The following is a 23,589-nucleotide window of genomic DNA, read 5'->3' as shown; positions in this document are numbered from 1 at the left end:
CCTCGGCCGGCCGGTGCCGGAGCTCACTTCTGCTGCATCGGGCAGGAACCCGGCGGCGCCACCGGCGAGCCGAGGTCGCCCAGGGACTGGTTGACCTCGGTGGTGGTGGCCAGCTGCTGGAAGGCGCTGCCGAGCACCACGTCGACGGTGTCGTCCGTACGCTTCGGGTCGTACTCGGACTCGGCGTTGTCCAGGAAGTACGCGCGCAGCAGGTGCGCCGAACCGACACCCTTCGGGCCGTACCGCAGGACCGCGATGTCCTCGATCTGCTTCCCGGTGCCGGTCTTCTTGACCTGGAACTGCCGGTTGCGGAACTCGTCGGCGACCTTGTTGGCGAGGCCGGGCTGATCCGTGCCGTTGAGGACGTTGATCTTCACGTCCTTGCGCTCTCGCAGGGTCACGTCCGCGCGCGGCCAGCCCTCCGGGCAGCCGCCGCCGATGCCCGCCTCACTCTGCGTGTCACGTACCAGTGCGACGACCACGAAGACCAGCGCCAGCACCCCCAGCAGGCCGACCACTACGAGTGCTCGCACTCGCGCAAAGCTCATCAGGGCGCTCCCGGGCAGTGGGTGGTGGCGGCCGGCGGCGGGTCGGGCCACCGGGCCGGCCGTCGAGTACGCCGCTGAGGTTAACGGTTGTCCGGCCGTCGCGTGGAAACAGGCGGACATGCCGGCGCGCCGACCGGGAACCGGGTAGTACTACCCCTATCTTCGTGTCGCCTGAGTCACATTGGGAACAACTTGCCGTGCGGGGGCGTACATCTCTGCCACGAGGGCGGTATACATGCCACGCCCAAAGGGGGGGTAAGGTACCGCGCTCGCCGGGGAAGTTTCTCTGGCGGCACCGGCCCGGCACGTCGGGTCGGGTGACCGACACAAGTGGTGGCCGGCCAGCGGAACCGAAACAACGTCGTCCGGCGTTACAACCGGAAGCGACAACATCGACATGGGAGAGTGAAACCGATGGCCACCGACTACGACGCCCCGCGTCGCGACGAGGTCGACCTCGGCGAGGACAGCCTGGAAGAGCTGAAGGCCCGGCGCGTCGACTCACAGTCGGGCGCCGTGGACGTCGACGAGGCCGAGGTGGCGGAGAGCTTCGAGCTGCCCGGCGCCGACCTGGCCGACGAGGAGCTCACGGTCAAGGTGCTGCCGATGCAGCAGGACGAGTTCCGCTGCGCTCGCTGCTTCCTCGTGCACCACCGCAGCCAACTGGCGGTCGAGCGCAACGGCGAACTGATCTGCCGCGAGTGCGTCTGACCGCACGCGGCATCACCGGCGGCGGCTCCCATCCGGGGCCGCCGCTCGTTCCGGTTGCCGTGCGGCGGCCCGGTGGAGCTGCTTGACTCGTGAGGAACGGCCGCCAGGTCGGCGGCGCGTCCACCGGGGAGGTTCGGTGCCATGACCGAGCGGAACGAGCGGGACGTCGCGTCCGGCGCGGCCCCGGCGCGCGCCGCCGACGGATCCGCGGCCGGAGGCGAATCGGCGGGTGGCGGCGACGAGTTGGGGGCCACCGTCGCCGCGCTGACGGCCGACGACATCGGGCCGGCGCGTCGCCGCCAACTGCTCGGCCGGCTGGTCGGGCAGGCCCGCGCGCGCAACCTCGGTGACCTGTTCAAGCCGAAGGCGGCCGTGCGCTGGATGGTCGACACGGTCGCCGAGATCGCCCCGCACGTGCCGGTCCGGGACCGGGCCACCCTGCGCCGGCACTTCCCGGACCTGGACGACGAGGCACTGGCCGAACGCCTCATCCGCAACGCCGCCCGGGCGACCGCGGGCGTCGGCGCGGCCGGGGGCGGTGTCGCGACCGTCGAGTGGGCCATCACCCCGACCCTGTTGTCGGCGCCGGTCCTGCTGGCCGCCGAGACGGTCGCCGTGGTGGCGATCGAGCTCAAGCTGACCGGCGAGCTGCACGAGGTCTACGGCGTGCCGCTGCCGCCGGGCCGGGCCCAGCGGTCGGTGGCGCTCGTGCAGGCGTGGGCCACGAAGCGGGGGATCAACCCGATGATGCCGGGCGTCGGCGTGAGCGCCGTACTGGGCACCGCGGCCCGTCGTGAGCTGCGCGACACCCTGCTCCGGCGCTTCGGCCGCAACCTCACCACGCTCGGCCCGTTCCTCACCGGCGCCGCGGTGGCGAGCTACCTCAACCGGCGGGCGACCCGGACGATGGCCGACGAACTCCGCACCGACCTCCGGCGCCGCGCCGGCAGCCTGCCCGGCCCGCCGCCGGCGCTGCCCAAGGCGCCCTGAGCCGGCTCAGCGCCCCGCGGGGCTGGTCCCCGCGGCGTCCCGGGCCGCGAGGAGCGCCTCCGCCAGCTCGACCGGCCGGCGCGTGCTCACCACCCAGAACGGGGTGGGATCGGCCGGGTCGTCCAGCACGACCTGCACCGCACCGGCGATCCACGGCCGCTGCACCACGAACGCCAGCGGGTCGGCGCCCACGCCGAGCACCTCGCGTCGGCCGGCGGCGTCCAGCGGCACGACGTCGGCGACGAAGCGCGCCGGCAGGCGGGCGTCGTCCACCCGCAGCTCGCCCTCCTGGACGGCCAGCCGGATCCGGCCCAGCCACGCCATGCCGGCCACGGCGGCGGGCAGCAGCACCACGAACGGCAGCCACGCCCGGACGCCGGGCGCACCCATCCAGATCTCGGCGGCGAACAGGGCGGCCACGGCCAGCCCACCCACCCAGAGCCACCAGGGCAGGCTCAGCCGTTCGGCGTACGACGGGGACGGGGACACGCTCACGTGGTGAAGGGTACGGCGCACGACGGGCCGGCGACCGGGCAGGATGGCAGGGTCACCCGAGGAACCGGACGGAAGAGGGGAACCGTGACCGACGTCGTACCCGTGCCCGTACGCCAGCTCGACCCCGGGCTGCCGCTCCCGGCGTACGCCCATCCCGGCGACGCCGGTGCGGACCTGGTGGCCGCCGCGGACGTCGAGCTGCCACCGGGCGGCCGCGCCCTGGTGCCGACCGGCGTGGCCATCGCGCTGCCGGAGGGGTACGTGGGCCTGGTCCACCCCCGTTCGGGGCTGGCGGCCAGGCTCGGCGTGACCGTGCTCAACGCGCCCGGTACGGTCGACGCCGGCTACCGGGGTGAGATCTTCGTCAACCTGATCAACCATGATCGGGAGACGCCGGCCCGGATCGTCCGCGGCGACCGCATCGCGCAGCTCGTCGTGCAGCGCGTGGCGCGGGCGGAGTTCCAGCCGGTGGCGGAGCTGCCCGCGTCCCGGCGGGGGAGCGGCGGGCACGGCTCCACCGGTGGCCACGCCAACCTGGTGCCGGCGCCCGCCGCACCGGGAACGGACGGCCGGCGGCCGGCGGCCGGGGCGCCGTGACGCGGTACGACCGGCGGCCGGTCCACCAACGGGCGGGCGGACGGACGGAAGAGGTGGCAGGGTGAGTGCGAACAGCGGAGGGTGTGCGCAGTGATCTTCTCCCGAAAGCGGGCCGGTGCCGGGCGGCACACGCGTGACGAGCGGACCGAGGTCCGCGACGCCAACGAGCTGGAGGCACCGGTGATCCCGGAGGCTCCGGCGCGCGGCCCGTACGACGCCAGCGAGGCGCCGTCCGGGGTGCAGCGACTCGACCTGGGCAGCCTGCAGATCCCCGCGGTGCCCGACGTCGAGGTGCGGGTGCAGGCCGACCAGCAGGGGGTGATCCAGCAGGTCGTGCTCGTCCACGGGCAGAACGCTCTCCAGCTCGGCGTCTTCGCCGCCCCGCGCAGCGAGGGCATCTGGGACGAGGTGCGTGAGGAGATCCGCCAGTCCCTCTTCAACGACGGCGCCGCCGCCCAGGAGATCGAGGGCGAGTACGGCACCGAGTTGCAGGCCCGGGTCCGCACCCAGGACGGCATCACCGACCTGCGCTTCGTCGGCGTCGACGGGCCGCGCTGGATGGTGCGCGGCGTCTTCCAGGGCGACGCGGCGACCAACCCGGCCGCGGCCGGCCCGCTGGCCACCTGCCTGGAGGGCCTGGTGGTCGACCGGGGCCACGAGGCGAAGCCGGTCCGCGAGCCACTGCCGCTGCGGCTGCCCCGGGAGGTCGCCGAGCAGGCCGGCCCGGGCGACGCCGCCACGGCCGCCGCCGGCGAGGCCCGGGAAGCCTAGGGTCCGCCCGGCCGATCTCGTCGAACCGAGGCGAGGTCCAGGCGACGGTCCGGCCAGGCGACAGCCGCCCGGGCCCGGGTCCCAGCCGGCCGCGCCGGGACGGCGACGCGGGCCCGGCCGGACGTCCACCGCCCGCGCCGGTGCCGGCCGTGTCGGCGTACGCTGGCGGAGCGGTCCCGGCGTCGTCGGGGCCGGTCCACTACCGGCCCCGGGCCGGGCCAGCGTGGGAAGGGTGACGCGGAGGTCATGTCGACCGACGAGCGGCGGGGTTCATTGCGGCGCATGCTGCGACGGCTCACCGCGAGCGAGGCGGAGATCGAGGCGCAGGAGCTGCGCCGGGAGAGCGCCGAGCACGGCGGTGTGCCGGCCCGGCAGTGCAGCCGGGGCGAGGTGGTCTCGGTGTCCGGCCGGCTCCGCACGGTGGTCTACACCCCCCGGACGAACCTGCCCACGCTGGAGGCGGACCTCTACGACGGCAGCGACGTGGTGACCCTGGTGTGGCTGGGACGGCGGCACATCTCCGGCATCGAGCCCGGACGGCACCTGACCGCGCGCGGCCGGGTGGCCGTGCGGGACGACCGCAAGGTCATCTACAACCCGTACTACGAGTTGGAACCGCCGAAGTGACCCGGACGGAAGGCACGCGATGACGACGGGACAGCACCGGGCGGCCCAGCCGGGCACCGGGCCGGACGAAGAGGAGCCGCTGCCGACCATCGCCGAGCAGATGGCCGACCAGTTGGGCGGCTGGCGGGGCCTGCTGGAGTCCAGCATCCCGGTGGTGGTCTTCGTGGTGGCCAACATCGTCGGCGACCTGCGTCCGGCGGTGATCGCCTCGGTGGCGGTGGCGGTCGCGATCGCCGCCCTACGGCTGGCGCAGCGGCGGCCGATCCGGCACGCGGTCAACGGGCTGTTCGGCATCGCCATCGGCGCCGCGATCGCCTGGCGGACCGGCGACGAACGGGACTTCTACCTTCCCGGCATCCTCTACGGCATCGGCTACGGCGTGGCGCTGCTGGTCTCGGCGGCGATCCGGCAGCCCCTGGTGGGCTGGATCTGGTCGGTGCTGGTGGCCAAGGGCCGCTCCGACTGGCGGCAGGACCCCCGCCTGGTGCGCACGTTCACCGGGCTCACCGTGCTGTGGGGCGTGGTCTGGCTGGCGAAGGTCGGCGTCCAGGCCGGCCTCTACCTCGCCCAGCAGGACACCGCGCTGGGCGTGGCCCGGCTGGTGCTGGGCTACCCGCCGTACGTGCTGCTGTTGCTGATCACCGTCTGGACGGTGCGGCGGGTGACCCACGAGTCGTCGCCGCGCCGACGGCCTGACGGTCGGCCCGGCGTGCCCTGACGGACCTGACGGTCGGCCCGACCGTGCCCTGACGGAACAGCCGGGCAGCCCCGGCGGTCAGCGGGACTCGCGGGTCCGCTCGACGCTGTCCGGACCCAGCACCACCGCGCGGACGGCGTCCTCCACCTCGGCGGTGCACACGAAGATCAGCTCGTCGCCCGCCTCGATGGGGTCGTCCGGGCTGGGCACCAGCACGCGCTTACCCCGCAGGATCGCCACCAGCGCGGAGTCGCGCGGCAGCGGCACGTCCCGCAGCGGCTGGCCGACGTACGGGGCGGTCGGCGGCAAGGTGATCTCGACGAGGTTCGCCTCGCCCTGCCGGAAGGTCATCAGGCGGACCAGGTCGCCCACCGTGACCGCCTCCTCGACCAGGGCGGCCATCACGCGCGGCTTGCTGACCGCGACGTCCACGCCCCACTGCTCGGTGAAGAGCCACTCGTTCTCGGCCCGGTTGATCCGGGCGACCACCCGGGGGACCGCGAACTCGGTCTTGGCCAGCAGCGAGACCACCAGGTTGACCTTGTCGTCGCCGGTGGCGGCGACGACGACGTCGCAGCCGGCGACGTCGGCCTCCTCCAGGCTGGCGAGCTCGCACGCGTCGGCCAGCACCCACTCCGCGTCCGGAACCCGGTCCGGGCGGAGCATCTTGGGCTGGCGTTCGATCAGCATGACCTGGTGGCCGTTGTCGATCAGCTCCTGGGCGATGGAGCGACCCACGTTGCCGGCGCCCGCGATGGCGACCCGCATGGTCACTGCCCCCCTTCCGGCGGACGCGCCGCCACCGCGGTGACGGTGTTCACGATGTCGTCGGTGACCAGCATGAAGACCTGGTCACCCTCCTGCACGACGGTGGACGGCGTGGGCAGCGTGCCGATGCCGAACCGGATGAGGTACGCCACCCGGGCGCCCGTCGCCTCCTCCAGCCCGCGCACGGGCCGGCCGATCCAGTCCTTGTGGAGCGGCACCTCGACGATCGACACGGTGCTCGTCGCGTCGCGGAAGATCTCCACGGTGCCCTCGGGCACCAGGTGCCGCAGCATCCGATCGGCCGTCCAGCGCACCGTGGCCACGGTCGGGATGCCGAGGCGTTCGTAGACCTGCGCCCGGCGCTGGTCGTAGATGCGGGCGGCCACCCGCGTGACACCGAAGGTCTCCCGGGCCAGCCGCGCCGAGATGATGTTGGAGTTGTCGCCGCTCGAGACGGCTGCGAACGCGTCCGCCCGTTCGATGCCGGCCTGCCGGAGCACGTCGCCGTCGAAGCCGGCGCCGGTCACGGTGATCCCGGCGAAGTCCGGGCCGAGCCGACGGAAGGCGTCGGCGTCCTGGTCGATCACCGCCACCGAGTGCCCGCGGACCTCCAGGCTGTGCGCGAGGGTCGAGCCGACCCGCCCACAGCCCATGATCACCACATGCACCGCGTTCCTCCTCAGAGTCCGCACCCGCTCCGACCGGTGAGCGGTCGTCTGCGAGCCTGCCACGTTCCCGGGGCGGGCGCGGACCGACGGTACTCCGCTGGTACACACTTCCGTGATCGGCTACCCCTGCGGGTCCGATCCGGGTGGTCGTACGCTTGGCGGTTGTGGCCAGACCCACCTCGCTGCTGAAGCGGCTGCTCCTCGGTCGACCGTTCCGGTCCGACCGCCTCCAGCACACCCTCCTGCCCAAGCGCATCGCCCTGCCCGTCTTCGCCTCCGACGCCCTCTCCAGCGTCGCGTACGCGCCCGACGAGATCCTGCTGACGCTCTCCATCGCGGGCGCGTCGGCGTACCTCTTCTCGCCGTGGGTCGCCCTCGCGGTCGTCGTGGTCATGTTGACCGTGGTGGCGAGCTACCGCCAGAACGTGCACGCCTACCCGTCCGGCGGGGGCGACTACGAGGTGGCCACGGTGAACCTCGGGCCGCGCGCCGGCGTCGGGGTGGCCAGCGCGCTGCTGGTCGACTACGTCCTGACCGTCGCGGTGTCGGTCTCCTCCGGCGTGGCCAACCTCGGCTCGGTGGTGCCGTTCGTGGCGACCCACAAGGTGGGCGTCGCGGTCACGGCGGTGGTGCTGCTGAGCGCGATGAACCTGCGCGGTCTCCGGGAGTCGGGCAAGGCCTTCGCGATCCCGACGTACGGCTTCGTGATCGTGATCGGCGCGATGCTCCTGACCGGCCTGATCCGGATCTTCGTGCTGGGCCACGACCTGCGCGCGCCGAGCGCCGACCTGGTCATCCAGGCCGAGCACAGCGTGACCGGCTTCGCGCTGGTGTTCCTCCTGCTGCGCACGTTCTCGTCCGGCTGCGCCGCGCTCACCGGCGTGGAGGCCATCTCCAACGGGGTGCCCGCGTTCAAGGCGCCGAAGAGCCGCAACGCGGCGACCACGCTGCTGCTGCTCGGCGCCACCGCGGTCAGCATGCTGGTCGGGATCATCTGGCTGTCCCGGCTGACCGGCCTCCAGTTCGTCGAGGACCCGGTGCTGCAGATCGTGTCCGGCCCCGAGGGGTACGTGCAGAAGACGGTGACCACGCAGCTCGGCGAGACGGTCTTCGGCTCCGGGTCGGTGCTGCTGTTCGTGGTGGCCGGGGCCACCGCACTGATCCTCTTCCTGGCCGCGAACACCGCGTTCAACGGCTTCCCGGTGCTCGGGTCGATCCTCGCCCAGGACCGCTACCTGCCCCGGCAGCTGCACACCCGCGGTGACCGGCTCGCCTTCTCCAACGGCATCCTCTTCCTGGCCGTCTTCGCGATCGTGCTGATCGTCGGCTTCCAGGCCGAGGTGACCAGGCTGATCCAGCTCTACATCGTCGGCGTCTTCGTGTCGTTCACGCTGTCCCAGGCCGGCATGATCCGGCACTGGAACCGGCACCTGAAGACCGAACGGGACCCCGAGGCACGCCGGCGGATGGTCCGGTCCCGGGCGATCAACAGCTTCGGCATGGCGATGACCGGTACCGTCCTGGTGATCGTGCTGGTCACCAAGTTCCTGCTGGGCGCGTGGATCGCCATCGCGGCGATGGCGGTCATCTACGGGCTGATGCTGGCCATCCGGCGGCACTACGACCGCGTCGCGGTCGAGCTGGTCCCGGACGAGGGGCGGCCGGTGCTGCCCGCCCGCAACCACGCGGTCGTGCTGGTCAGCAAGGTGCACCAGCCCACGCTGCGGGCGATCGCCTACGCGCAGGCCACCCGGCCGGACAGCCTGACCGCCGTCACGGTCAACGTCGACGACAAGGACACCCGGCAGTTGCAGGCCGAGTGGGAACGGCGGAACGTGCCGGTGCCGCTGACGGTGATCGACTCGCCGTACCGGGAGATCACCCGGCCGATCATCAACTATGTGGCCGACGTCCGCCGGCAGTCGCCCCGCGACGTCGTCACCGTCTTCATCCCGGAGTACGTCGTCGGTCGGTGGTGGGAGAACCTGCTGCACAACCAGAGCGCGCTGCGGCTCAAGGGGCGCCTGCTCTTCGAGCCCGGGGTGATGGTGACCAGCGTGCCGTGGCAGCTCGCCTCGACCGCGAACAAGAACCTGGACCGCCTCGACGCCACGCTCAGCCGTACCCCGGCCCGCGGGCCCCGGGTGGCGCCCCGCGGCACCCTGCCGCCGACCGTCCCGCCGGTGGTCTCCGCCCCGCCCGGGGAGAGCTCCGGCCGCTCGGGCGGCGGCGACGCGCCGGCCGGCGGGGGCAGCCGGTGACGGGCGGCGGCCGCGGGCTGGAGGAGGCCGAGCGGGTCGAGCTGACCGTCGGGGCGGTCGCACCCGGCGGGCACTGCGTCGCCCGCGTCGACGGGCAGGTGGTGTTCGTCCGGCACGCGCTGCCCGGGGAACGCGTGGTGGCCGAGGTCACCGAGGTGCACCGGGGGTTCGTCCGGGCCGACGCGGTGACGGTGCTGGCGCCGGCCCCGGAGCGGGTCGAGCCGCCCTGCCGGTACGCGAAACCCGGCCGCTGCGGCGGCTGCGATCTCCAGCACGTGGCGCCGGAGGCCCAGCTCGACTGGAAGGCGGCGGTGGTCCGCGAGCAGCTCAGCCGCCTCGGCGGGTTGACCGCCGCGGAGCTGGACACGCTGGCCGTCCGGGTCACACCGCTCCCGGGCGGTCCGCTGGGCTGGCGCTCCCGGGTCCGGTACGCGGTCGACGCCGCCGGCCGTGCCGGCCTGCTCAAGCACCGCTCGCACGAGGTGGTGCCGATCGACCGGTGCCTGATCGCCCACCCGGCGATCCAGACCCTGCCGGTGCTCACGCCCAGCGGCACCCGGTGGCCGGACGCGGACGCCGTCGAGACGGTCGCCTCGACCGGCGGGGACCTGGCGGTGACCGCCCTCAGCAACGGGGTGCCCCGGCCGGTGAGCGGGCCGGAGCGGGTCCGCGAGCAGGCCGCCGGCCGCCGGTGGACGTTGCCCGCGTCGTCGTTCTGGCAGGTCCACCCGGCGGCGGCCGACACCCTGGTGGAGGCGGTGCTGGCCCAGCTCGCGCCGCTGCCGGGCGAGACGGCCTGGGACCTGTACGGCGGCGCCGGCCTGTTCGCCGCGGCGCTGGCCGGCCGGGTCGGCGAGGACGGGCGGGTCACGCTGGTCGAGGCGGCCGGGGCGGGCGTCACCGCGGCCCGGGAGAACCTGCGGGACCTGCCCCAGGTCGGGATCGTGCCGGGCCGGGTCGAGGCTGTGCTGGCCCGTCGGCGGGTCACCGGCCCGGTGGACGTGGTGGTGCTCGACCCACCCCGCTCCGGGGCCGGGGCCCGGGTGGTGCGGGCGGTGGCCGCCGCCGGCCCGCGAGCCGTGGCGTACGTGGCCTGCGATCCGGCCGCCTTCGCGCGGGACGTGCGCACCTTCGCCGGGCTGGGCTGGCGGCTGGCCGACCTGCGTGGCTTCGACCTGTTCCCGATGACGCAGCACGTGGAGCTGGTCGGGCTGCTGCTGCCGTCCGGCTGAATGTTAGGAAGGGACCCTTCCTCTACCGCAGACGTTAAGAAGGGACCCTTCCTTGCGCATCGTCGGGTTGATGTCGGGGACGTCGTATGACGGGGTGGATGTGGTTGCGGCCGAGTTCACGCTCGACGGGGACACGCTCTGGTTGACACCGCTCGGGCACCGGGGCATCGACTACGACGACGGGCTGCGGGCCGAGATCGGGACGCTGCTGCCGCCCGCGGCCACCACCGTCGAGGCGGCCTGCCGGCTGGACAACCGGCTCGGCGAGGTCTTCGCCGAGGCGGCGGCGGTCGGCGTGGAGCTGGCCGGCGGCGCCGTCGACGCGGTCGTGTCGCCGGGGCAGACGGTCTTCCACTGGGTCGACCGTGGCGTGGTCCGGGGCACCCTCCAGCTGGGCGCGCCGGCGCGGGTGGCGGCCCGGGTGGGCGTACCCGTGCTCAGCGACCTGCGCTCGGCGGACGTCGCGGCCGGTGGTCAGGGCGCGCCGCTGGTGCCGGCCTTCGACGCCCTGCTGCTCGCGCCGGCGCCGGCGGCACGGCCCGGCGACGCCGGGACACCGGACCCGGCGCAGACCGCGCGCGCGGCCCTCAACCTGGGTGGCATCGCGAACCTCACGGTGGTCGCGCCGGGCGCGCCCGTCCTCGGGTACGACGTGGGGCCCGCCAACGCGCTGCTCGACGCGGCCGCTCGCCGCTTCCTCGGCCGGCCGTGCGACCTCGACGGCGCCGTGGCGGCGGCCGGTCGCGTGCACACCGGCCTGCTGGACCTGCTGCTCGCCGAGCCGTACTACGCGGCACCGCCGCCGAAGTCGACCGGCAAGGAGCTGTTCCACGCCGGCTACCTGGACGACCGGCTCGCCGCCCTCGGCGAACCGGTGCCGGTCGACGACCTGCTCGCGACGCTCACCGAGCTGACCGCACGGGTGGTCGCCGCCGAGTGCGACCGGCACGGTGTCGTCGAGGTGGTCGCGGCCGGCGGGGGAGTGCGCAATCCCACACTGACCGCCCGCCTGGCCGCGCTCGGGGCGGGCCGGTGGCGGCTGCGAACCACCGACGAGCTGGGCGTCCCGGCGCAGGCGAAGGAGGCGTACGCGTTCGCCCTCCTGGGCTGGCTCTCCTGGCACGGGCTGCCCGGCGCCCTGCCGTCGGTGACCGGCGCCACCCGGGCCGCCGTGCTGGGCTCCTGGACGCCCGCCGGCCCCGCGTACGGCGCAGAACCCGCCCGGCCACCGCGTGCGCTGCGGGTGCGCACCTGACCCGGCGCTCAGGGCGACGACCGCGCGGGCGTCGCCGCGCCCCGCGCCGACCTGCGAGGATCCCGGCGGAGCTGCGAAGTGTCGCGAGGCCGATAGACTCTCCGGTCATGAGTGTTGAACAGGACACGGCCCACCACGCCGGGCTGCTGGCCGCCGTGCGCGGTCCGCAGGACGTCAAGCGGATGTCCGCCGAGCAGCTGGGCATCCTCGCCGCCGAGATCCGTGACTTCCTGGTCGCCAAGGTTTCCCGCACCGGCGGTCACATCGGCCCCAACCTGGGCGTCGTGGAGCTGACCCTCGCGCTGCACCGGGTCTTCGACTCCCCCCGGGACCGGCTCCTGTTCGACACCGGCCACCAGGCGTACGTGCACAAGATCCTCACCGGCCGGCAGGTCGGCTTCGACAAGCTGCGCCAGCGCGGCGGGCTCTCCGGCTACCCGAACCAGGCCGAGAGCGAGCACGACCTGATCGAGAACTCGCACGCCTCCACCGCCCTGTCGTACGCCGACGGCCTCGCCAAGGCGTACGCCCTGCGCGGCGAGTCGCGCGCGGTGGTCGCCGTGGTCGGTGACGGCGCGCTCACCGGCGGCATGTGCTGGGAGGCGTTGAACAACATCGCCACCGCCGGCAACCCCCTCGTGATCGTGGTCAACGACAACGGCCGGTCGTACTCGCCGACCATCGGCGGCCTCGCCGACCACCTCTCCTCGCTGCGGCTCAACCCCGGCTACGAGAAGGTGCTCGACACCGTCAAGGAGGCCCTCGGCTCGACCCCGCTGGTCGGCAAGCCGATGTACGAGGTGCTGCACGCGGTCAAGAGGGGCATCAAGGACGCGGTCGCCCCGCAGGCCATGTTCGAGGACCTCGGCATCAAGTACGTGGGCCCGGTCGACGGGCACGACGTCGCCGCCGTCGAGGGCGCGCTGCGCGCCGCGAAGAACTTCGGCGGCCCGGTGATCGTGCACGCGGTCACCCGCAAGGGGTACGGCTACCGCCCGGCCGAGGAGGACGAGGCGGACTGCCTGCACGGCCCCGGTGGCGCCTTCGACGTCGAGACGGGTCAGCTGGTCGCCGCGCCGTCGGTGAAGTGGACGCACGTCTTCGGCGAGGAGCTGGTCGCGATCGCCGACGAGCGGCCCGACGTGGTGGGCATCACCGCCGCCATGGCCGAACCGACCGGCATCGCCAAGCTCGCCCGCAAGCACCCGGAGCGGGTGTACGACGTTGGCATCGCGGAGCAGCACGCCGCCACCTCGGCCGCCGGCCTCGCGATGGGCGGCCTGCACCCCGTGGTGGCCGTCTACGCGACCTTCCTGAACCGGGCGTTCGACCAGGTCCTACTGGACGTGGCGATGCACCGGCTGCCGGTGACCTTCGTGCTCGACCGCGCCGGGATCACCGGCCCCGACGGGCCGAGCCACTACGGTATCTGGGACATGTCCGTCTTCGGCGTCGTGCCGGGCCTGCGCATCGCCGCCCCCCGGGACGCCGCCACGCTCCGCGAGGAACTGCGCGAGGCGGTCGCCGTCGACGACGGGCCGACCATCGTCCGCTTCCCGACCGGCGCCGTCGCCGCCGACCTGCCGGCGCTGCGCCGGGTCGGGCCGGTCGACGTGCTCGCCGAGTCGCCGCGCACCGACGTGCTGCTCGTCGCGGTCGGCTCCTTCGGCCAGCTCGGCATGGAGGTGGCCACCCGGGTCGCCGAGCAGGGCTACGGCGTCACCGTGGTCGACCCGCGCTGGGTCCGGCCGGTCCCGGCCGAACTGGTCGAGCTGGCCGCCGCGCACCGGCTCGTGGTCACCGTCGAGGACGGCGTCCGGGTCGGCGGCGTCGGCGACGCGCTCGCTCAGGCGCTGCGGGACGCCGACGTCCAGGTGCCGCTGAAGGACCTGGGTGTGCCGGCCGCGTGGCACCCGCATGGCACCCGCGCGCAGATCCTCGCCGACCTCGGCCTGACCGCCCAGGACGTGGCCCGTGACGTCACCGGCTGGATCTCCCGGCTCGACGTCGAGCCCGTCGAGCCGGTCGTCGCCACGGACGACGCCGCGGCACCGAACTGATCCTGGCTCTCCCGACGGCGGGCGCCCCACCCGGGGCCGCCCGCCGTCGCCGCTAACCGGGGGCGGTCAGGGAGCGGTAGTGGGTCTTGTCGGCGGTGGCCAGGCTGACCGTCAGGCGGTCCGCGCCGAGGGGAAGGACCGCCAGGCCGGGGCGGTCGACCAGGCGTGGCGTGCCCGGCGGGGTCGACAGCGAGGTCTCGCGGTTCGACCGCCAGGTCAGCACGGCCAGCGGCCGTCCGGGCAGCGGCAGCACGTACGCCTGCAACGGCGCCGCCCGGTCGGCGGGTGACGCCACCGGCGTGCCGCCGGCCGGCCGGTACACCACGGCCGTCATCGTGCCGTCGGCCGTCTCCCAGGTGAGCTGCTGCACCTCGCCGGGCTGGCCGCCGCCGACCGCGAGCTCGCCCACGGTGCGGACGGCCAGCTTCGCCATCGGCCAGGACGCCGGCACCGAGTCCCGGGATTCCCGGTCGCCGACCCGCCGCCGGACACTGCCGAACGGGCCGTCCTCGCCGGCCAGCGAACAGGTGTCCAGACCGGCCAGGGCGCGCCGGCCGGAGCCGGCCTCGTCGCGTACCAGGGGGTACCGCGGTGCCTCCGTGCCGGTGCCGAGGTCGAGCAACCGGTCGGTGGCCCGGCCCCGGGGCAGCGACTCGGTGGCGCGCAGGGTGGCCGTCACCGGCACCGCGGCGCAGGCCGGCACGCCGACCGGCCCGCTCAGGCCGTCGGTGACCGCGAGAGCACGGCCGTCCGGGCCGAGCACCCGCTGGACCCGGGCGGACACCAGGTAGCGCCGCCCCTCGGCGGTGCGCACCGGCAGCACGTCCGAGTAGACCAGGTAGCCGGGATCGGTGTACTCGGTGGCGTGGGTGACCGCGTACCGCCCGTCCCGCGCCGTGACCTGGAGCAGCCACGAGGCGCTCTCGCCCGGCACGCTCGCGGCGACCAGGGCCAGCGGCGCGCCGTCGACCTCACCGGCCCAGAGGACACCGGAGGAGGGCAGGTGCACCCGGTCGTCGACGGGTGACCGCCAGTCGCGGACCGCGGCGGTCACGGCCGCCGTCATCTCCGCGTTCCCGGCGAGGGCGCCCCGCGCCGGCCAGACGGTGAGCGAGCCGTCCCGGCTGTCGTAGCCCGCCCGCAGGTCGCCCGGCTGCCGGTCGGCGACCGGCCCGCAGGCGGTCACGGTCGTCAGCAGGGCCAGCAGGGCGGCGACCGTCCTGCCGGGCCGGCGAGCTGGAGCCACCTTTCCGCCCCCTCGTCCGCCTCGACCATCGTCTGCGAAGCGCCATAGTACGAGATGCCGCGCCCGGCCCGTTCACCGCCCACATGGGACCCTCCGGTGACTTTGGTGTGAATTTACCCGCTCGGGTAGACTCCGCCGACTGTGACGCCTGCCGACACCCGCGCCGAGCCCGACCGGGAAACCGCCGCCCCGGCCGGCCCCGATCCACTCGCCCCCGACGTGGACGGCGCGGCCGGCGCCGACGGCGCCACGGTGAACGGACGTACGCCCTCCGTGACCGCACCGGCGCCGACGCCCGCTTCCGTTCTCCCCTCGCTCCGCCGGCTGCCGCGGTGGACGCCCCGCCGGCAGCACCTCGCGGTGGTCGGTGCGTTCCTGCTCGCCGCGCTGTGGGTGACCAGCCGGATCTGGGCCGACCCGGCCGGCCGGGTGGCCGCGCTCTACAGCAGCGACCCGGCCCAGGTGCAGTTCTTCCTGGCCCACTCGGTACGCGTGGTGCTGCACGGCGAGTTCCCGTTCTTCACCGAGCAGTTCAACTACCCGGACGGGGTCAACCTGATGGCCAACACGGCCATCCTCGCGCTCGGCATCCCGATGGTGCCGGTGACCCTCCTCTTCGGCCCGGCGGTGACGTTCGTGCTGCTGGTGACGCTCGCCCTCGCCGGCACCGCCACCGCCTGGTACGTCGTGCTCTCCCGGCACGTCGTCCACAGTCGCCTGGGCGCGGCCGTCGGCGGCTGGTTCTGCGGGTTCTCGCCGGCGATGCTGTCGCACGCCAACTGGCACCCCAACATCATCAGCCAGTTCCTGCTGCCGTTCATCGTGTGGCGGGTGCTGGTCATCACCCGCTCGCGCCGCCCGTACCGCGACGGGGCGCTGCTGGCCCTGCTGGTGACCGTCCAGGCGTTCATCAACGAGGAGATCCTGCTCTTCACCGCCCTGGCCTGCGGGGTGTTCCTGCTCGCGGTGGTGGCCCAGCGTCCGGCGCTGTGGTCGGCGGCCTGGCGTCCCCTGCTGAAGGCGCTCGCGACCTGCACCGCCGTGGCGGGGTCGCTGCTGGCGTACCCGCTGTACGTCCAGTTCGCCGGGCCGATGGCGTACCACGGCCTGAGTGACGCGGTACGCGACTACGGCAACGACATCGCCGCCTTCGTCGCCCAGGGGTCGCCGACCCTCGGCGGCCACCAGCGGGCCAACGTCAACCTCGCCCCGAACTACTCGGAGGAGAACGCCTTCTTCGGGTGGAGCCTCGCCCTCATCGCCGTCGGCATCGTGCTCTGGCTGCGGAACGAGGTCGTGGTCCGGGCGCTCGCGGTGACCGGGGTGTTCTTCGCGGTGCTGTCGCTCGGGGAGCGGGTCTCGTGGTGGGACCGGGAGATCGCCGTCGGGCCCTGGGAGTGGCTGGTCCGGCTGCCACTGCTCGACGCGGTCGTGCCGACCCGGTTCGGGCTCATCACCTCCGTGGTCGTCGGCCTGCTGCTCGCGCTCGCCGTCGAGCGCTCCCGCACGCTGCCGGTGGAACGGCGTACCCTGCGGACACTCACCGCCGCCGGGCTGGTCCTCGCACTGCTGCCGATCGCGCCCATGCCCCTGCAGGTGACGTCGCGACCGGCGGTGCCCGACTTCATCACCGCCGACCGGTGGCGCGGCTACGTCGGCCCGGACCAGACGCTGGTGCCGATCCCGGTGCCGAACATGGGCAACACCCACGGCATGCGCTGGGCCGCCGCGACGAACCTCGACTTCAAGATCCCCGGTGGCTACTTCCTGGCCCCGCGCAACGGCAACACCGGCGACCCGGGTCGCTTCGGCGGCCGGCCGAGCGGCATGGGGCAGCTGCTGGAGGAGGTCGCCACCACCGGGCGTACGCCGAAGCTGGACGACCGGCAGCGCCGGCGCTCGCTGGACGACCTGCGGTACTGGCGGGCGGCGATCCTGGTGCTCCCGATGGACCAGCACCATGTCGAGCCACTGCGCCAGACCGTCGAGCAGTTGGTCGGCCCGGGCCGCCGGGAGCTGGACGTCTGGGTCTGGGACGTCCGCGCGTTGACCGACGCGACGGCCTGATGTCGGTCCGCACCACGGCCGACACCCGACCGGACGGACGTCCCCGGCTGCCGGTGTGGACCCCCGCCCGCACCGGACCGGACGGGCGCTCGCGGCTGCCCTCGTGGATCCCGGACGCCCTGGTGGTCGCCGGTTACGTCGCCCTCGCGGCGCTGCTCACCGCGCGGCAGTGGGGCCGGCCGGACCGGCTGTTCCACCAGGCCGGCGACCAGATCCTGTTCGAGTGGATGCTCGCCCGTGCGGCGCGGGCCGTGGTCGACGGGGAGAACCCGTTGTACGCCACGGCGCTCAACGCCCCGGACGGCGTCAACCTGATGGCCAACACCTCGGTGCTGGGGCTGGGAGTGCCACTCACCCCGGTGACCCTGTTCCTCGGGTCGCAGGTGGCGTTCCTGGTGGCCGTAGCGGCCTGCCTCGCCGGCACCGCCACCGCCTGGTACGTGCTGCTGCGGCGCCGGTTCGTCGACTCCCGGGTGGCCGCGGCGCTGGGCGGTCTCGTCTGCGGTTTCGCCCCCGGCATGGTCGCCCACGCGGGCGCGCACCTGCACATGGCGGCCCAGTTCCTGGTGCCCGCGATCCTGGCGGCGGTGTTCCCCGCAGACGGCCGCCGCGTCGTCCGGCCCGGGGTGTGGCTCGGTCTCCTCGTGGCGTACCAGGCGTTCCTCGGCGAGGAGGTGCTGCTCTTCCTCGCGCTCGCCGCCGGGGTGTTCGTACTGGCGTACGCCGCCGCGGACCGGCGCGCGGCCCGGGCGGCGGCGCCCGCACTGCTCGGCCGGCTCGGGGTGGGCACGGCGGTGGCGGCGCCGCTGCTGGCGTACCCGCTGTGGTTCCAGTTCGCCGGCCCGGGCAGCTACCAGGGGATGCCGTTCCACGCCGACACGTTCAAGTTGGACCTGGCCTCCTACACCGCCTCGGCGCGGCAGACCGTCCTCGGCGACGAGTACCTGCCCGGGCTGCTCGCCCCCAACCCCACCGAGGAGAACTCCTTCTTCGGGCCGGGCCTGCTGGTCCTCGCCGTGGTCGCCGTCGTCTGGCTCCGGCGTCGGCCGCTGGTCCGGGCACTCGCCGTCTGCGGCGTGCTGTTCGCGCTGCTGTCACTCGGTACCGAGGTACGCCTCGACGGCCAGGCGACCGGGCTGCCCGGGCCGTACCGGCTGCTCGTCGGCGTACCCCTGCTCGACCTCGCGGTGCCCGCCCGCCTGGCCCTGGTCTGCGTGCCGGTGCTCGGCATCCTGCTCGCCCTCGCGACGGATCGGGTCCGCGCCGCCACCGCCGGCGCCCCGGTGCCGGCCGGCGGCGGCGCGGATCCGTCCGACGCCCCTGCGGGAGCGGCCGGCGGCGGTCCGGAGCCGGCCGGCGGTCGGGGCTCCAACTCCGGGTTGGTGGCCCGCGGCCGGCCCGCCGTGCCGGTGCGGCTGCTCTGGGGCGGCGCGGTCGCGGCCGCGTTGCTTCCGCTGGCACCCACGCCGATCCGGACCGTGCCGGTCTGGCCGGTGCCGGCCTTCGTCGCCGACGGCGGCTGGCGGGCGTACGTCCCGCCCGGCCGGACCGTCGTGCCCGTGCCGCCGGTGACCGGCGCCGGGGCGAGCCCGGGAATGCTCTGGTCGGCGCGCACCGGGCTGGCCTTCGACGCGCCCGGCGGGTTCTTCATCGGCCCGACCGCGGCGGAGGACCCGACCGCCCGCTGGGGCGCCCCGGACCGTCCCACGTCGGTGCTGCTGCGCCGGGTCGCGGAGACGGGCGAAATGCCGGCCGTGACCGACGTCGAGCGCCGGCAGGCGGTCGAGGACCTGCGGCACTGGCGCGCCGCCGTGGTCGTCCAGGGTGGACTGCACCTGGGTTACCCGGTCAAGCACACGCTCGACGCGCTGCTCGGGCCGGGCCGCGAGGTCGGCGGCGCGTGGGTGTGGGACGTTCGGCCGCTAATCGGCTGACGCGGCGCGGCGCCGTTAGGAAGGGACCCTTTTACTACCGCAGGCGTTAACAGGGGGCCCTTCCTTTCACCGCACCAGGGGGCGGACGTCCCAGAGCCAGACGTCGTCGACGCGCCGCGGCGGGCCGAGCAGGGCGGTCATCAGGTCGCGCAGCACCGCCTCCCGGGGGTGGGCGCCGAGGACCACCACCGAGGCCCGCCAGAACCGCAGGTCCTCGACCGCCTGCCGGCGGTGCTCGTCGGTGACGTTCGGCGTGGCGTTGCGGTCCATCGTCGTGTAGACGAGCGTGCTCGTCGGGCGGTTCGGCGCGCCGAAGACGCCCTCGCCCTTCTCGTTGGGGCCGATGAAGTAACCGCCCGGGATCGGGAAGGCCTGCTGGGTCAGCGCGCTCCAGCGCAGCGTGGGCAGGCCGTGCACGTTGCTCGGGATCGGCACCGGCACCAGCGTCCGGCCCTCCGGAACGTACGGGCGCCAGCCGCCCGCGGTGATGAAGTGCGGCGGTGGCTCGACCGGCTGGGCGGGCAGCGGACGCGGGAACAGCGGCAGGACGGCGAGCGCGATGGCCGCGTACCCGATCGGGCGCAGCCAGCGCCGTCGCGTCGCCCGGCCGCCCTCGCCGGTGCGGGGGGCGGGCACCGGCGGACGGCCGGCGCCGGACACCGCTTCCCAGGCCACGGCGAGCAGGACGCCGACGGCGGCCACCACCACCAGGCTCAGCCGGGTCGGCATCATCATCTCGACCAGCGGCACGTCGTCGGGGATGTACGCCCACGGGCCGTCGGTCCCGGTCTCCACGCCGTCGAAGCGGATCTTCGGGCCGAGCGACGCCACCGTGAACAGCACCGTCAGCACGGCCAGGATGCGGACGGTCACGGACCGGGCGGCCAGCAGCACCAGGGCCACCGCCGCCAGCACGACCAGCGGCCAGCCGAACCAGGTGTTCTGCTCGGTCAGCCCGATCGTCCGTTCCACGGCCTCGTCACCGGCGATCGTGTCGCGGGGGAAGGTGACGAACGCCTTCAGGTCCTCGCCCCAGTTGTGGAAGACCCCGCCCTGCAGACCGCGGTAGGACTGTGGACCGTTGAACTGGAACCAGATCGGGTACGCGGTGAGCAGCAGCGCCAGACCGCCGCCGGTGCCGAGCGCGGCGGCGAAGGTGCCCGCCTGCCGCCACGCGGCCCGGGGCCGCATCGCCGCGTACGCGACGACGACGACCAGGCATGCCAGCGCCGTCAGCAGCAGCATCTCCTCGTTGACGAAGATCTGGTACGCGACCAGCAGGCCGAGCACGACGCCGTTGCGCCGCCACCGGCCCGGCTCGCCCAACCGCATCACCCGCAGCACGATCAGCGGGAGCAGGAAGTTGGAGACGAAGTTGGGTTGGCCGTTGGCGTGGTGCACGATCCCGGGCGCGAAGCCGAGGAACGCTCCGCCGACGAACGCCGCCGCCCGCGACCGCACCAGGTGGCGCGACAGCACCCAGTACGCCGTGGCGGCGGTGGCCGAGAGCGCGGCGCCGAGGTAGAGCGCGTACATCACCTGCGGGCCGACCAGCATGGTCAGCGGCGCCAGCGGCAGGGTCACCCCGAGCAGCGAGGTGTTCGCCATCATGTTGACCCCGTCCGGGGCGTTCTGGCGGCTGGTGAAGAGCGGGTTCTCCAGGTGCCGCACCGAGTACGCCCCGTGCGAGAACAGCCACTCGAACCAACTGTGGTCGGTCGGCAGGTGGGAGGAGACGCGGTTCTGCACGTCCACCCAGTAGTTGAGGCAGACCAGCACGCCGAGCGCGACGTAGACGCCGACGGCCAGCACGTCGGCGCGGGCGGGCCGCCACCGGGCCCCGCGCGACGACGGCGCCGCGGCGGGCTCGGTAACGGTCTTCAACGAGGGGTGAACCACCGGCACAGCCACGACGCGCCATCGTACAGGTGGGATCCGCCGGAATTGCCGTCCCCGTACGCGCCTGGCCGGATTGCCGGACGGTGATTCGTGCCGCGCCGCCGGGTGACGCGGGCGGGCCGGTGCGACGGGCCGGGACCGGACGGACTGGACGGACCTGTTGCGCATACGCTTCCATCGCCGGCAGAGCCGGAGCCGGGATCCGGCGCGGACGGCCGCCGGGAAGGGGTGTCGGATGACCCTGATCGACCTGGGTGATCTGCGCGACGCCGAGCGACCCGAACCGCCCGCCCGCCGGCCCCGGCCGCCCGCCAACCGGCTGCCGGGCTTCCTCGCGGTGCTGCTGCTCGCCCTGCTCACGCTTGCCGCCGCCACCCCACCGCCCGGCCGGGTCGCCGTCGTCGTGCCGGCCCGGCTCGGGGTCGACCGGCTCGTCGCCGGGAACCTGCTGCTCGTGGTGGACCCGCCCAGCCGAGAGCGGACGCCGCGGTCGATGGCGGCGTACCGGCTGCCCGGCGGTGAACCGGCGTGGCGGGCGCCGCTGCCGGTGGACGGCCGGTTCTGGGGTGTGTCCGCTCGGGCGGACGACCTGCTGCTGATCAGCGGGTACGAGGTGCCGCCCGAGGGCCGGGGCACGGTCACCGTCGCGCTGGACGCGGCGACCGGGGCGTACCGCTGGCAGCAGCCCGGCGCGGCGCTGGGGGTGAGCGGCGGCGGCCTACTGCTGGAGGACTTCAGCCGGGAGGGCCGGGGCACCCTCCGGGCCGTCGACCCCTGCTGCGGTACGCCGCGGTGGACGGTCGACGTGCCGGCGGGAGAGGTCGGGTACCGGTTCACCCCCGACGGAATGGACCGGGTGCTCCTCAGCGATCCCCGGGGACGGGTCGAGGTGCGGGACGCCGTCACCGGCGCTGTCCTCGTCGCGGCCGACCTGTGGTCCACCGCCGAGCGGCCGTACCGTTCCACGCAGATGGTGGGGGACCTGCTGGTGACCATCGGGGGTACGCCTCCGGTGATGACCGCGTACGGGGTCGACCGGTTGGACCGCCGGTGGCGGGCGCCGGTGCCGGACGCGTCGCTCGTGCTGGACTGCGGTGGCGTGATCTGCGGCCAGACGCGGTCCGGGACGCTGTGGGCGGTGGACCCGGCGACCGGCCGTCCGCTGTGGACCCGGCCGGGCTGGGACACGATGTGGGCGGCTCCCGGGCGGCTGGTCGTCGTCCGGGTCCCCGGTACGGGCACCGGGCCGGCGGACCTGGCGGTGCTCGACCCGGTCACCGGCCGGGTCCGGGCAGAGCTGGGCAGGTGGGAGTTCGCCCAGCAGGAGCCCGGTCACGGCCGGCTGCTCGCGGTCCGTCCCCACCCGGCCGGAGGGCTGCTCGTCGCCGAGATCGACGCGGCGGCGGCCATCGTCCGGGTGCTCGACGTGCTACCCGAGGCGTCCGGCGACTGCCACGCGATTGTCGGCGGTGTGTTGTGCCGGCGGCCCGACAGCTCCATCGGGCTGTGGCGGCTGCGCCGCTGACTCACCAGTTGGCCTGGGCCGGCGGCACCGGCAGCGGCACCTCGGGCGGGCGGACGACGTACGCGACTCCACCGCTGCCCGACTGCCAGGCCCGGGCGAACGCGTGGCGGCCCACGATGCGGCGTACGCCCTCGTCGTCCGGGGCGTACGGGTCGTTGAGCACCGGGTCGCCGCCGGCGGTGAACCCGACGAGCACCACGAGGTGCCCGGCGGTGTCGTAGTCCAGCCCGGGGACCTCCCCGGCGCGGAACGAGGCGGAGACGATCAGCGGGACACCGGCGGCGACGAACGCCTCCGCCTCGGTCAGTGACCGGAGCCGCGTGACGAACGCGTCCATTCCGTGCACCCCGGCGTACGCGGTGTTGAACGGCCAGTTCCCGGTGCCCGCGTACGCGTGGTCGAAGCAGTGCCGGGCGGCGTGCACCACCACCGGCCGGGGGTCGGGCGGCGTCACCCACGCGTAGCGCTCCGGCGCCGGTTCCGCGCCCCAGTACGCGAGGACCATCGACGTGCAGGTCGGGCTGCACCAGGAGTCGCCGCCGCCGGCCCACTGGGGGTGGGTGTCGGCGTGGACGCGCTGGGAGTAGCGGGGGACGTCGAGCACGGTGCCCCAGGCCGGCCCGGGGACGCCCGTCCCGTCCAGTGCCGGGCAACCGTCGTACGGTGGGGACGCCGGGCCGGTCGCGACCGCGCCGACGGTACGCAGGACCGGCCCGGCCACCGCGTCGTCGGGTCGGAGCAGGGTCACCCGGAGCTGCCAGCCCGTCGCCGTGGTGGACAGCACCAGGGTGTCGGTGTCGACCGTGGCCACCGCGTCCCGCTGCCCGGGGATCGAGGTGCGGCGGACGGCGTGGTCGTCGGCGGCCCACTCGGCCAGCACGTACCACCTCGTGGCCGGCGCGCCGTCGTGCCAGCCGCGCAGCTCGATGCGGAGCCAGCCGTCGCCCGGGGTGTCCGCCGTCCACGAGGGCACCACCTCGCGGACCCCGAACCCGGTCGGCACCGGCGGTGAGGTCCAGCTCCCGGCGGCGTACCGCCGGACCCGGCCGTCCGGGCGGCGGTGCGACCCGCGGTCGGCCCCGCCGTCGAGCACCAGGCCCCGGTCCGTGCCGCGCAGCCCGGTGGCGGTGCCGAGGTGCAGGTCGGCCGGGAACCGGAAGCTCCGGTAGGCGACGTCCCGTCCCGCCGTGTCGGTCATGGCACCACCGTTCCGTTGCTCGTTGCCGGCAGCATCGCGT

The 23,589-nt window shown here is 74.4% G+C and carries 20 protein-coding genes; 13 read left to right on the top strand and 7 right to left on the bottom strand.

Features of this window, described 5'->3' with window-relative positions; all coding sequences use genetic code 11:
• Nucleotides 1–23: 23 nt before the first annotated feature.
• Entirely contained in the window at nt 24–533 is a 510-nt protein-coding gene (locus ACN26Y_RS30185; protein ID WP_196255744.1) for a LytR C-terminal domain-containing protein, read from the bottom strand.
• Nucleotides 534–962: 429 nt separating this feature from the next.
• Here ACN26Y_RS30185 and ACN26Y_RS30180 point away from each other — a divergent pair, with 429 nt between their 5' ends.
• Together ACN26Y_RS30180 and ACN26Y_RS30175 are read left to right on the top strand one after the other, a co-directional pair.
• The gene (locus ACN26Y_RS30180) at nt 963–1,259 is read left to right on the top strand and encodes a DUF4193 domain-containing protein (protein WP_007075406.1); all 297 of its coding nucleotides are present in this window, start codon (nt 963–965) and stop codon (nt 1,257–1,259) included.
• Between the two features lie 141 nt (nt 1,260–1,400).
• Entirely contained in the window at nt 1,401–2,249 is an 849-nt protein-coding gene (locus ACN26Y_RS30175) for a hypothetical protein (RefSeq protein WP_422734027.1), read from the top strand.
• 6 nt (nt 2,250–2,255) lie between these two features.
• Here ACN26Y_RS30175 and ACN26Y_RS30170 read toward each other — a convergent pair whose 3' ends face one another.
• Nucleotides 2,256–2,744 carry a DUF3093 domain-containing protein gene (locus tag ACN26Y_RS30170; RefSeq protein ID WP_155333432.1) on the bottom strand — a complete coding sequence of 163 codons (489 nt, stop codon included), beginning with the start codon at nt 2,742–2,744 and terminating at the stop codon, nt 2,256–2,258.
• 84 nt (nt 2,745–2,828) lie between these two features.
• On the opposite strand from ACN26Y_RS30170, the gene dut reads away from it, so the two are divergent.
• The 4 genes from dut to ACN26Y_RS30150 all read left to right on the top strand — a co-directional run bounded on the left by dut (nt 2,829) and on the right by ACN26Y_RS30150 (nt 5,457).
• Nucleotides 2,829–3,341: a dUTP diphosphatase gene (dut, locus tag ACN26Y_RS30165; RefSeq protein WP_155333431.1), complete on the top strand. Its 513-nt coding sequence runs from the start codon at nt 2,829–2,831 to the stop codon at nt 3,339–3,341.
• Between the two features lie 90 nt (nt 3,342–3,431).
• Nucleotides 3,432–4,112 carry a DUF3710 domain-containing protein gene (locus ACN26Y_RS30160; RefSeq protein WP_155333430.1) on the top strand — a complete coding sequence of 227 codons (681 nt, stop codon included), beginning with the start codon at nt 3,432–3,434 and terminating at the stop codon, nt 4,110–4,112.
• Between the two features lie 246 nt (nt 4,113–4,358).
• Nucleotides 4,359–4,739 carry an OB-fold nucleic acid binding domain-containing protein gene (locus ACN26Y_RS30155; RefSeq protein ID WP_155333429.1) on the top strand — a complete coding sequence of 127 codons (381 nt, stop codon included), beginning with the start codon at nt 4,359–4,361 and terminating at the stop codon, nt 4,737–4,739.
• A 19-nt stretch (nt 4,740–4,758) separates the two neighbouring features.
• The gene (locus tag ACN26Y_RS30150) at nt 4,759–5,457 is read left to right on the top strand and encodes a DUF3159 domain-containing protein (RefSeq protein ID WP_422734026.1); all 699 of its coding nucleotides are present in this window, start codon (nt 4,759–4,761) and stop codon (nt 5,455–5,457) included.
• Nucleotides 5,458–5,514: 57 nt separating this feature from the next.
• Here the strand turns inward: ACN26Y_RS30150 and ACN26Y_RS30145 are convergent, their stop codons facing one another.
• Nucleotides 5,515–6,204 (bottom strand): potassium channel family protein, encoded by a 690-nt coding sequence (locus ACN26Y_RS30145; RefSeq protein WP_196255954.1) that lies wholly within the window; start codon nt 6,202–6,204, stop codon nt 5,515–5,517.
• Nucleotides 6,205–6,206: 2 nt separating this feature from the next.
• A complete protein-coding gene (locus ACN26Y_RS30140; RefSeq protein WP_155333426.1) occupies nt 6,207–6,872 on the bottom strand; it encodes a potassium channel family protein in 666 nt (221 codons plus the stop codon).
• A 164-nt stretch (nt 6,873–7,036) separates the two neighbouring features.
• On the opposite strand from ACN26Y_RS30140, the gene ACN26Y_RS30135 reads away from it, so the two are divergent.
• The 4 genes from ACN26Y_RS30135 to dxs all read left to right on the top strand — a co-directional run bounded on the left by ACN26Y_RS30135 (nt 7,037) and on the right by dxs (nt 13,680).
• On the top strand, nt 7,037–9,133 hold the full coding sequence (locus tag ACN26Y_RS30135) for an APC family permease (RefSeq protein WP_155333425.1): 2,097 nt from the start codon (nt 7,037–7,039) through the stop codon (nt 9,131–9,133).
• Nucleotides 9,130–10,365 carry a class I SAM-dependent RNA methyltransferase gene (locus ACN26Y_RS30130; RefSeq protein ID WP_155333424.1) on the top strand — a complete coding sequence of 412 codons (1,236 nt, stop codon included), beginning with the start codon at nt 9,130–9,132 and terminating at the stop codon, nt 10,363–10,365. The genes ACN26Y_RS30135 and ACN26Y_RS30130 overlap by 4 nt, the downstream gene beginning before the upstream one ends.
• 52 nt (nt 10,366–10,417) lie before the next feature.
• Nucleotides 10,418–11,620, top strand: a complete 1,203-nt coding sequence (locus tag ACN26Y_RS30125; RefSeq protein WP_155333423.1) for an anhydro-N-acetylmuramic acid kinase — start codon at nt 10,418–10,420, stop codon at nt 11,618–11,620.
• Nucleotides 11,621–11,727: 107 nt separating this feature from the next.
• Nucleotides 11,728–13,680, top strand: a complete 1,953-nt coding sequence (gene dxs, locus ACN26Y_RS30120; protein WP_422734025.1) for a 1-deoxy-D-xylulose-5-phosphate synthase — start codon at nt 11,728–11,730, stop codon at nt 13,678–13,680.
• Between the two features lie 52 nt (nt 13,681–13,732).
• Here dxs and ACN26Y_RS30115 read toward each other — a convergent pair whose 3' ends face one another.
• Nucleotides 13,733–14,926, bottom strand: a complete 1,194-nt coding sequence (locus tag ACN26Y_RS30115; protein WP_422734024.1) for a hypothetical protein — start codon at nt 14,924–14,926, stop codon at nt 13,733–13,735.
• A gap of 141 nt (nt 14,927–15,067) precedes the next feature.
• Between ACN26Y_RS30115 and ACN26Y_RS30110 the strand changes: the two genes are divergently transcribed.
• Nucleotides 15,068–16,993: a hypothetical protein gene (locus ACN26Y_RS30110; protein WP_422734023.1), complete on the top strand. Its 1,926-nt coding sequence runs from the start codon at nt 15,068–15,070 to the stop codon at nt 16,991–16,993.
• Nucleotides 16,993–18,927, top strand: coding sequence for a hypothetical protein (locus ACN26Y_RS30105; protein WP_422734022.1), 1,935 nt, complete (start codon nt 16,993–16,995; stop codon nt 18,925–18,927). Before ACN26Y_RS30110 ends, ACN26Y_RS30105 begins: the two co-directional genes overlap by 1 nt.
• A gap of 66 nt (nt 18,928–18,993) precedes the next feature.
• On the opposite strand, the gene ACN26Y_RS30100 is transcribed toward ACN26Y_RS30105, so the two are convergent.
• Nucleotides 18,994–20,832, bottom strand: coding sequence for a hypothetical protein (locus ACN26Y_RS30100; protein WP_422734988.1), 1,839 nt, complete (start codon nt 20,830–20,832; stop codon nt 18,994–18,996).
• A 229-nt stretch (nt 20,833–21,061) separates the two neighbouring features.
• Here ACN26Y_RS30100 and ACN26Y_RS30095 point away from each other — a divergent pair, with 229 nt between their 5' ends.
• Nucleotides 21,062–22,351 (top strand): PQQ-binding-like beta-propeller repeat protein, encoded by a 1,290-nt coding sequence (locus ACN26Y_RS30095; RefSeq protein WP_422734021.1) that lies wholly within the window; start codon nt 21,062–21,064, stop codon nt 22,349–22,351.
• A 1-nt stretch (nt 22,352) separates the two neighbouring features.
• Here the strand turns inward: ACN26Y_RS30095 and ACN26Y_RS30090 are convergent, their stop codons facing one another.
• Complete coding sequence (locus ACN26Y_RS30090; RefSeq protein WP_422734020.1) at nt 22,353–23,549, bottom strand: peptidase C39 family protein; 1,197 nt, start codon at nt 23,547–23,549, stop codon at nt 22,353–22,355.
• Between the last annotated feature and the right edge of the window lie 40 nt (nt 23,550–23,589).

It is taken from the genome of Micromonospora sp. WMMD558 (assembly GCF_049315255.1).
In the GTDB taxonomy this organism is placed as follows: domain Bacteria; phylum Actinomycetota; class Actinomycetes; order Mycobacteriales; family Micromonosporaceae; genus Micromonospora.
This window is presented reverse-complemented; position numbering and strand designations above follow the sequence as displayed.

Coding starts and splice junctions, on each gene's coding strand:
- ACN26Y_RS30180 (WP_007075406.1), top strand. CDS start 963: ATGGCCACCGACTACGACGCCCCGCGTCGCGACGAGGTCGACCTCGGC.
- ACN26Y_RS30175 (WP_422734027.1), top strand. CDS start 1,401: ATGACCGAGCGGAACGAGCGGGACGTCGCGTCCGGCGCGGCCCCGGCG.
- ACN26Y_RS30155 (WP_155333429.1), top strand. CDS start 4,359: ATGTCGACCGACGAGCGGCGGGGTTCATTGCGGCGCATGCTGCGACGG.
- ACN26Y_RS30150 (WP_422734026.1), top strand. CDS start 4,759: ATGACGACGGGACAGCACCGGGCGGCCCAGCCGGGCACCGGGCCGGAC.
- ACN26Y_RS30145 (WP_196255954.1), bottom strand. CDS start 6,204: ATGCGGGTCGCCATCGCGGGCGCCGGCAACGTGGGTCGCTCCATCGCC.
- dxs (WP_422734025.1), top strand. CDS start 11,728: ATGAGTGTTGAACAGGACACGGCCCACCACGCCGGGCTGCTGGCCGCC.
- ACN26Y_RS30105 (WP_422734022.1), top strand. CDS start 16,993: ATGTCGGTCCGCACCACGGCCGACACCCGACCGGACGGACGTCCCCGG.
- ACN26Y_RS30095 (WP_422734021.1), top strand. CDS start 21,062: ATGACCCTGATCGACCTGGGTGATCTGCGCGACGCCGAGCGACCCGAA.
- ACN26Y_RS30090 (WP_422734020.1), bottom strand. CDS start 23,549: ATGACCGACACGGCGGGACGGGACGTCGCCTACCGGAGCTTCCGGTTC.